This window comes from Polaribacter sp. (assembly GCF_965660385.1).
GTDB lineage: Bacteria > Bacteroidota > Bacteroidia > Flavobacteriales > Flavobacteriaceae > Polaribacter.
The window spans coordinates 1-2,437 of record NZ_CBFHZT010000122.1; the positions used below are offsets into that span (position 1 = coordinate 1).

A 2,437-nucleotide genomic window follows, 5' to 3' on the forward strand; every position below is an offset into this window, starting at 1 on the left:
AACCAACTACGCTGTATTTGGTAGCAAAGAGTCTTGCCAATGGCAATCCAACATAGCCTAAACCAATAATTCCTATCTTTTTATCAATCATGTAAACATTGAATGTATTAAGACTACGAATGTACGAAAAAAGGTTATTTTGAATATCTAGAAAAAAATAAAATCCTTTACATTACTGTAAAAGATTTTTGTTGTGGGCGCGAAGGGATTCGAACCCCTGACCCCTTGGGTGTAAACCAAGTGCTCTGAACCAACTGAGCTACGCGCCCTTGCATGATTGCGGGTGCAAATATACTATAGATTTTAAGTTTACCAAATAAAAAAATGATTTTTTTTAAATAATTTCAGCAACCACAAATGTGCTACCACCAACATAAATCATATCTTCTTGATTAGCATTATGTAAGGCCGATTGCAACGCCTTTTCAACAGATTCATATTTTTCTCCAAAAAGTTGAAAAGATTTTGACTTTGCCATTAAATCTTCTTCTGAAAGTCCTCTTGGTATGTTTGGTTTGCAAAAATAATAATGTGCTGATGTTGGAAAAAGAGGTAGTACCTCTTCTAATTTCTTATCAGAAACCACTCCTAATACAATGTGTAATTCTTTATATTTTTCTTTTTTTAATTGATGTAAAACTAGGGCCAACCCTTCCTTATTATGTGCTGTGTCGCAAATTACTTTTGGCTTTTCTTGTAAAATCTGCCACCTTCCTTTTAAATTGGTATTGGCTACTACTTGCAATAAACCATTTTCAATGTTTTTTTGAGACACTTGAAAACCTTGTAATCTTTGAATTGTAGCCACTGCAGTTTTTACATTTTTCTGCTGATAATCTCCTAACAAATCTGTTGCATACATTTCTTTATCCTCAGAAGCAAAAGTGATAGTCGCATTCATTGTTTTGGCTTTATCTAGAAAAACTTGTTGTACTTCGTTTTGTTTTTCTCCAATAACCACAGGAACATTTTGCTTGATAATACCTGCTTTTTCAAAAGCAATTTCCGGCAAGGTTTCTCCCAAAAACTGAGTATGATCTAGCCCTATGTTGGTAATTACAGCTATTTCTGGTGTAATGATGTTTGTAGAATCTAATCGACCTCCTAAGCCTACTTCAATAACTGCGATATCCACTTTTTCATCAGCAAAATAATCAAACGCCAACCCTACTGTCATTTCAAAAAAAGAAAGCTTTTGTTGTTCTAAAAAATTTTTATGCTTTTGTACGAATGAAATTACTTTTTCTCTAGAAATTTCAATGCCATTAATACGAATTCGCTCTGTAAAATTTTTTAAATGCGGTGAGGTATACAAACCCACTTTATAACCGGCTTCTTGTAAAATAGACGCCAACATATGTGAAGTTGAACCTTTACCATTGGTACCACCAACATGAATGGATTTAAATTTTTTTTCTGGAAAATTTAGCACTTTAGATAAGGCTAATGTATTGGTTAAATCTTTTTTAAAAGCTGATTTACCCTCTTTTTGATACATAGGTAATTGAGCAAACATCCAATCTAAAGTTTCTTGATAGTTCATAATTTAAAAGTGAGACCTTTTGACTGCGCTTTAGGTGACATTTCAATAACAAAGGTAAGCATTATTTGGTGAGAGAAAACTTGTAAATGATGGTTCCTACTTGATTGGAAGGCGCTTTATTGTCTGCATTCCAAGTGGTTTTCAAAGCAGCTTCTTTTGCTGGTTTTAACAAACACGCAGCTGTATTGGTTGAACCTTTGACTCCAGGAATTGCATTAATTACTTTACCATTTCTATCTACTGTAATACGAACAACAACGATCCCTTCTTCTTGACAATTAGGCTGCTCTTTAGGTTTTAACAATGCTTTTCTACCTGCTAAATTGTAATTACCTCCAGAACCACTGCCTGTGTTTCCATAATAAGCATTCGCATCAGGGTCTCCATTTGCTTTTCCTTTTACCCCTTCTTTCTTGTCATCACCCTCACCTTTTGGAGAACCATCAGAAGCATTACCCTTTAACAAGCTATTTAAAGCATCTGTTGTTTCTTTAGAGGGTTTTGGTTTTGGTTTTTCTTTTGGTACTACTTTTTTAACCACTTCTTTAATCGGTTCTTTTTTTACCTCTTTTACCTTTTCTACAACGGGTACATCTTCAGCTGTATTATCTGTAATAATTTCTTCTTTTATAATTTCTTGAGGTGTTTCTTTTACATCTTCAACCACTTCTTCTTGCTCCACTACTTTTGGTGTTGCAACTTTTTTTGTGAATTTTACAGGTTCTCCACTACCCAAATTTGAATCTACAAAATTAATGGCTAAGCCATATTCTTCTGGCGGATCTAAATAGGTCATTCCGAAATTAAAAATAACAAACAACAACAACAACAATATGACTGCTGTGAGAACTGCCGATTTTCGTTTATGTTTTGTTTCTAATATGGGCATTATTT

General features: G+C 33.9%; 2 protein-coding genes and 1 tRNA gene. All 3 read right to left on the minus strand.

Annotation, left to right across the window (positions count from 1 at the left end; translation table 11 throughout):
• Positions 1–194 precede the first annotated feature (194 nt).
• Positions 195–269, minus strand: a tRNA-Val gene (locus tag ACTG3V_RS15425).
• Between the two features lie 65 nt (positions 270–334).
• Positions 335–1,543, minus strand: coding sequence for a bifunctional folylpolyglutamate synthase/dihydrofolate synthase (locus ACTG3V_RS15430; RefSeq protein WP_439133065.1), 1,209 nt, complete (start codon positions 1,541–1,543; stop codon positions 335–337).
• A 61-nt stretch (positions 1,544–1,604) separates the two neighbouring features.
• Positions 1,605–2,437 (minus strand): energy transducer TonB (locus ACTG3V_RS15435; protein WP_439133066.1); only part of this gene is annotated, 833 nt, incomplete at its 5' end.

Excerpts from the sequence above, each read along its gene's own strand:
- ACTG3V_RS15430 (WP_439133065.1), bottom strand. The coding sequence starts at position 1,543 with ATGAACTATCAAGAAACTTTAGATTGGATGTTTGCTCAATTACCTATG.